This window comes from Nocardioides sp. ChNu-99 (genome assembly GCF_029493445.1).
In the GTDB taxonomy this organism is placed as follows: domain Bacteria; phylum Actinomycetota; class Actinomycetes; order Propionibacteriales; family Nocardioidaceae; genus Nocardioides.
This window is the reverse complement of record NZ_JAHWBL010000096.1, coordinates 1-6,254: the sequence shown is the minus strand read 5'-3', so window position 1 is coordinate 6,254 and position 6,254 is coordinate 1. Positions and strand designations below refer to the sequence as shown.

The 6,254-nt window shown below is 75.9% G+C and carries 5 protein-coding genes; 1 reads left to right on the top strand and 4 read right to left on the bottom strand.

Annotated elements, in window-relative coordinates; all coding sequences use genetic code 11:
- From KK617_RS18270 to KK617_RS18255, 4 genes are all read right to left on the bottom strand, one after another.
- On the bottom strand, nt 1–1,624 hold a 1,624-nt coding region (locus KK617_RS18270; RefSeq protein ID WP_277501618.1), incomplete at its 3' end, for a glycosyltransferase family 39 protein.
- A gap of 72 nt (nt 1,625–1,696) precedes the next feature.
- On the bottom strand, nt 1,697–2,986 hold the full coding sequence (rocD, locus tag KK617_RS18265) for an ornithine--oxo-acid transaminase (protein WP_277501617.1): 1,290 nt from the start codon (nt 2,984–2,986) through the stop codon (nt 1,697–1,699).
- Between the two features lie 64 nt (nt 2,987–3,050).
- On the bottom strand, nt 3,051–4,610 hold the full coding sequence (locus KK617_RS18260; RefSeq protein ID WP_277501616.1) for a HAMP domain-containing sensor histidine kinase: 1,560 nt from the start codon (nt 4,608–4,610) through the stop codon (nt 3,051–3,053).
- A 2-nt stretch (nt 4,611–4,612) separates the two neighbouring features.
- Entirely contained in the window at nt 4,613–5,323 is a 711-nt protein-coding gene (locus KK617_RS18255) for a response regulator transcription factor (protein WP_277501615.1), read from the bottom strand.
- 123 nt (nt 5,324–5,446) lie between these two features.
- Here KK617_RS18255 and KK617_RS18250 point away from each other — a divergent pair, with 123 nt between their 5' ends.
- Entirely contained in the window at nt 5,447–6,046 is a 600-nt protein-coding gene (locus KK617_RS18250; RefSeq protein ID WP_277501614.1) for a hypothetical protein, read from the top strand.
- Nucleotides 6,047–6,254: the final 208 nt, after the last annotated feature.

The window sequence follows — 6,254 nt, the reverse complement described above, 5'->3', positions numbered from 1 at the left end:
TCCGGCCTCCGGGGCCGGCGCCCGCCCCGGCACTGCTGGGGCCGGCGGCCACGATCGAGCCGGTGTGCGGCGTCGCCGCGGTCGCGACGGAGTACGCCGCGGGCGCGGCCAGCGCCGCGAGCAGGGCGGCGACGGCCACGGCGTACCCGGCCTTCCGGGGGAGGTGGCGCGCCCCCACCACGAGCAGCGCGGTCACCAGCCCGACGACGAGCACGCCCCAGCGCAGCGCGGGCGCCCAGCCGGCGCGGTCGAGCAGCACCGACGCCCACACCGCGGTCAGCGCGAGCGTGCCGCCCAGCAGGCCCGACGCGACGAGCGAGCCGCGGGCCCGCCACAGCACGACCGCGCCGACCGCGGCCAGCAGGGCGATGGCGGGGGCGAGGGCGACGGTGTAGTACTCGTGGAAGATCCCCTGCATGAGGCTGAACGTCAGCCCCGTGACGACCAGCCACCCGAGCATCAGCGTCAGCGCGGCCCGGGTGAGGCGCGCGGTGCCGGGGGTGGCGCCGAGGGTGGCGCCGGGGGTGGCGCCGCGCCCGGCGAACCAGAGCCCCGCGACGCCGAGGACGAGCGCCGCGGGCAGCAGCCACGCGACCTGGTCGCCGACGGAGTCGGAGAAGAGCCGCATCAGGCCCGGGCTGCCCCAGCCGCCCCCGCCGCCGACGGACCCCTCCTCCTCGCCGTTCAGCCGGCCGAGGCCGTTGTAGCCCAGTGTCAGCTCGAGGATCGAGTTGCCCTGCGAGCCGCCGATGTAGGGCCGCGAGTCCGCCGGCCACAGCTCGACGACCGCGATCCACCAGCCGCCGGCCACCACCATGGAGCCGAACGCCACGAGCAGGTGCAGCCCGCGTCGCCACCAGGGCGCGGTGGCGAACACGGCGTACGCCAGGGCGAGCGCCGGCAGCACGAGGAACGCCTGCAGCATCTTGGTGAGGAAGGCCAGCCCGACGAGGGCCCCGCCCAGCGCGAGCCACCGCACGGGGTGCCCGACCACGCGGCCGGTCACCCCGGGCACGGGCGTCGCCCCCTCGACCGCCCGCAGGGTCGCGTACGCCGCGCCCACCAGCAGCAGGACGAGCAGCGCGTCGGGGTTGTCGAAGCGGAACATCAGCGTCGCGACGGGGGTCAGGGCGAGCGCCGCGCCGGCGAGGATGCCCGCCGCCCAGGACCCCGTCGCGCGCCGCGCGGTCGCGTGGAGCAGGGCGACCGCGCCCACGCCCATCAGGGCCTGGGGCACGAGCAGGCTCCACGACGAGAGCCCGAACACCCGGATCGACAGGGCCATCGGCCACAGCGACAGGGGTGTCTTGTCGACGGTGATCGCGTTGCCGGCGTCGGAGGAGCCGAAGAAGAACGCCTTCCACGACTCCGAGCCCGCCTGCGCGGCCGCGGCGTAGAACGAGTTGGCCCACCCCGAGGCGCCGAGGTCCCACAGGTAGAGCAGGGCGGTCGCGAGCAGGAGCGCGGCGAGGCCGGCGCGCTCGCCGGTGCGGCGCTCGACCCGCCGGAGGCGGTCGAGCAGGCGGGAGCTGCGTGCGGCGGGGTGCGCGGCGTACGACGGGGGCGGCGCCGGCGGGGCCGGGGCGTCGCGCGCGACGAGGTGGGGCGAGGCGGTCGAGTCCATGGCACGAGGCTCGACCGCCTCGCTGGGTCGTCCGTGGGGACGACCTGTGGTGCGACTGTGAGACGCGGGGTCTCAGGCGCCGGTGACGACCGCCTCGAGATGGTCGAGGCCCCAGGCGAGGTCCTCCTCGGAGACGACGAGCGGCGGCGCGAGACGGATGGTGGAGCCGTGCGTGTCCTTGGCCAGGACGCCGCGGGCCATCAGGGCCTCGCAGACCGCGCGGCCGGTGCCGACCGCGGGGTCGACGTCCACGCCGGCCCACAGCCCGCGGGTGCGGACGGCGAGCACGCCGCGCCCGACGAGCCCCTCCAGCCGGGTGCGCAGCAGCACGCCGAGCCGCTCGGAGCGCTCCTGGAACTCGCCGGTCGCCAGCATCTCGACGACCTTGGTCGCGACGGCGCAGGCGAGCGCGTTGCCGCCGAAGGTCGAGCCGTGCTGGCCCGGGTGGAGCACGCCGAGCACGTCGCGGTCGGCCACGACGGCCGAGACCGGGACGATGCCGCCGCCCAGCGCCTTGCCGAGCACGTAGAGGTCGGGCACGACCTCCTCGTGGTCGCACGCGAAGGTGCGACCGGTGCGGCCGAGGCCGGACTGGATCTCGTCGGCGGCGAACAGCACGTTGTGGCGGCGCGTGATCTCGCGGACCTCGCGGAGGTAGCCGGTCGGGGGCAGCACGACGCCGCCCTCGCCCTGGATGGGCTCGAGCAGCACGGCGACCGTGTTCGGTGTGATGGCGGCCTCGAGGGCCGCGGCGTCGCCGTACGGCACCTGGGTGAAGCCGGGGGCGAACGGGCCGAAGCCGTCGCGGGCGTCGGGGTCGTCGGAGAAGCCGACGATGGTCGTGGTGCGGCCGTGGAAGTTGCCGCCGGCGACGATGATCTCCGCGGAGTCCACCGCGACGCCCTTGATGTCGTAGCCCCACTTGCGGCAGACCTTGATGGCCGTCTCGACGGCCTCGGCGCCGGTGTTCATCGGCAGCACGAGCTCCTTGCCGGCGAGGTCGCCGAGCGCGGAGCAGAAGGCGCCGAACTGGTCGTGGACGAACGCGCGGCTCGTCAGCGTCAGCTTGTCGAGCTGTGCGTGCGCGACGGCGACGAGGTCGGGGTGACCGTGGCCGAAGTTGAGCGCGGAGTAGCCGGCCAGCATGTCGAGGAACCGGTTGCCGTCGACGTCGGTCATCCAGGCGCCCTCGGCGTGGGCCACCACCACCGGCAGCGGGTGGTAGTTGTGCGCGGTGCGCTCCTGCGCCTGCTGGAAGTAGGCCTGGCTGCGGGGTGCGTCGCCGTCCTGCGCTGCGTCCCGGGGGGTCCCGGTGGTCCTGGTGGTCCCGGTGGTGGTCGGCTCGGTCACGGTGCCGGTCATGCTCGCCTCCTCGTGGTCGTCGGGCGTGCGGTCCTGTCCCGCTCGGCGGCTCCGAGATGGATTGTCAGACAATCGGCCCGTCGGACAGGGTAGCCCCCCTCGGCGGGAGTGCCACCTCCACCGTGGTGGCTCCCGGCGCACTTCTCAAACCGACGCGGCCGCCGTGCGCCTCGACGATGGCCCGCACGAGCGCGAGGCCGAGCCCGGAGGAGTCCCCGCCCGTGCGGGCGCCGTCGCCGCGCACGAACCGGTCGAAGGCGTGGCCGGCGATGGCCGGCGGGAACCCGGGGCCGTCGTCGCTCACCCGCAGCACCACCCGGTCGCCCCGGTCGCCCCCGTCGGCCCGCTCGAGCGCCGCCGCCACCGTCACGGTCGTGCCGGCCGGGGTGTAGCGGCGCGCGTTCGTCAGCAGGTTGCTGACCACCTGGTGGAGGCCGTGGGCGTCGCCGTCGACCTCCACGACCTCGTCGGGCAGGTCGAGGCGCCAGTGGTGCCCGGGGGCCAGCACCTGGGCGTCGGCCACCGCCTCGAGCAGCAGCAGCGTGAGGTCGACGGGCTCGTGCGCCATCGGGCGGCCCGCGTCGAGGCGGGCGAGCAGCAGCAGGTCCTCGACGAGGCGCCGCATCCGGCCCGACTCGCCCTCCACCTTGGCGAGCGCGGTGCGCGCCGCGTCGGCGTCGTCGGGACGGCGGCGGGCCAGCTCGGCGTACCCCACGATCGTGGCCAGCGGCGTGCGCAGCTCGTGGGAGGCGTCGGCGACGAACTGGCGCACCTGCTGCTCGCTGCGGTGCCGCGCCGCGATGGCGTCGTCGACGTGGGCCAGGAGGGTGGCGAGCGCGGCGCCGACCTGGCCGACCTCGGTCGCCTCGTCCGTCAGGTACGCCGGCACGCGCCCGCGCAGGTCGACCTCGCCCTCGGCGAGGGGCAGGGTCGCGACCTCGTGCGCCGTCGCGGCGACGTCGCGCAGCGGCCGCAGCTGTCGGCGTACCACCACCGACGCGGCACCCGCGGCGACGAGCACGGCGGCGAGGCCGATGAGCAGCTCGTAGAGCACGAGGGAGGCGACGGCGTCGTCGACCCGCTCGGTCGGCAGGCCGGAGACGACCACGGACCCGTCGCTGCGCGCGGAGGCGACGACGCGGTAGGAGCCGAGCGCGGGGAGGTCGACCGCGTGCACGGCGCCGTCCGCCGGCACGTCCGCGAGCTGGTCGAGCGCGGCCGTGGAGAGCACGCGCTCGCCGCAGACCTCCTCGGTGAGCACGATGCCGTCGGTGCGGTCGGCGTCGTCGTACAGCTGCGCGAACAGGGTGCCGGGGCCGCGGCTGCCGGGCACGAAGCGGTCGCCGCACGGACCGTCGGCGGGGCCGCCGTCGAGGCCCTGCGGCGCCGGTCCGCCCGCGCGCTGCGCCAGCGAGCCGACCTCGCCGTCGAGCTGGCCGGTGAGGTTGCCCTGCATCGCCAGGGTCGTCGCGGCGCCGATCGCGAGGGCCACCAGGGTGGTCAGCAGCACGGTCGTGGCGACGAGCCGGGAGGTCAGCGTGGCGAGCTGGCGGCGCCGGGGGGTGGCCCGGTCGGTCCCGGCAGGCCCGGCGGGCCCGGCGGGCCCGGGCGGTGCGTCGGGCACCGTCAGTCCGCCGGCTTCAGCACGTAGCCCGCGCCGCGCATCGTGTGGATCATCGGGGCGCGGCCGGCGTCGATCTTCTTGCGCAGGTAGGAGATGTAGAGCTCGACGACGTTGGCCTGGCCGCCGAAGTCGTAGTTCCAGACCCGGTCGAGGATCTGCGCCTTGCTGAGCACCCGGCGCGGGTTGCGCATGAGGAAGCGCAGCAGCTCGAACTCCGTCGCCGTCAGGGTCACCTCGTCGCCGCCGCGGCGCACCTCGTGGCTGTCCTCGTCGAGGCTGAGGTCGCCGACGACGAGCACGTTCTCGCGCTCCGCGGCCCGGGCACCGGCGCGGCGCAGCAGGGCGCGCAGGCGCGCGACGACCTCCTCGAGCGAGAACGGCTTCGTCACGTAGTCGTCACCGCCGGCCGTCAGGCCCGCCACGCGGTCCTCGACGGCGTCGCGGGCGGTGAGGAAGAGCACGGGCACGGCGGCGTCGGTGGAGCGCATCCGGCGCAGCACCTCGAGGCCGTCGAAGTCGGGCAGCATCATGTCGAGCACGACGACGTCGGGATCCATCACGCGGGCGGCGGCGACGGCGGTGCTCCCCGTGTGGGCCATCCGGGTCTCGAAGCCCTCGTAGCGCAACGCCATCGACACGAGCTCGGCGAGGTTCACCTCGTCGTCGACGACCAGCACGCGCAGCGGCGAGCCGTCCGGGCGGGTCAGGTCCATGCCCCCGACTGTGCCGCAGTCACCTGTGCGTCCGCTGTGGACGCGCTGGGTGTCGCGCTGGGTGTCGGGCCGGGGTGTCGGGCTGGGGTGTCGGGTGGGGGCCCGCGGGGTACGCAGCGGCGCGTGACCCCACCCCCCTCGGTCCCCACCCTCGTCGCGCTCACCGTCTGGCGGCTCCTCGTCGCCGGGGTCGCGCTCACCGGCTTCCTCGCGGCCACCGCCCGGTTCGGGGGCGACGCCTGGCAGGGACTGAGCCAGCTGGCGAGCCTCGTCGCGGCGGTCGTCTACCTCGCGCTGGCCGCCTACCCGGCGACCGTCGGCTTCCGCCGCCACGAGCCGCGGTCGTCGTGGGTGCGCGGGGCGACACTGGTGGTGCTCCTGCTCGTGGGCGGCTCGTGGTTCGCGCTGCTCGGCGGCGCGGTGGACACGACGTGGTCGCTGCTCGAGCACCTCGTGACGCCGCTGCTCGTGCTCGCCGACTACCTCGTCGTGGGGCGGGGGCAGCGGGAGTCGCGCTGGTGGCACCCGCTGACGTGGCTGCTGCCGCCGCTGGCCTACCTGGCGTTCTACTACGCGGCCGGCCTCGACATCTACGGCTTCCTCGACCCGTCGTCGTCGGCCTTCGTGCCGACGCTCGCGGGGATGCTCGTGGGCGTGCTCGCGCTGGGCTACGTGCTCGTGGGGTACGGCGTGCTGCGGCGCTCCCAGCACGATCTTCGGTGACGCTGGGCCGGTGCACAGCCCGGGCACAGGCCCGCCGCGCACCGTGGGCCCATGAGCGAGCAGAACCCCCGCTACCCCGCGCCCCCCGACCTGTACGCCGGGCCGCCCCCGCCGCCGCCGCCGTACGCCGGGCCGCCCCCGCCGCCGTACGCCGGGCCACCCCCGACGGGTGCCCCGCTGCCGGGCCCGCCGCCCGTGGCCCCGACCG

Excerpts from the sequence above, each read along its gene's own strand:
- rocD (WP_277501617.1), bottom strand. The coding sequence starts at position 2,986 with ATGACCGGCACCGTGACCGAGCCGACCACCACCGGGACCACCAGGACC.
- KK617_RS18255 (WP_277501615.1), bottom strand. The coding sequence starts at position 5,323 with ATGGACCTGACCCGCCCGGACGGCTCGCCGCTGCGCGTGCTGGTCGTC.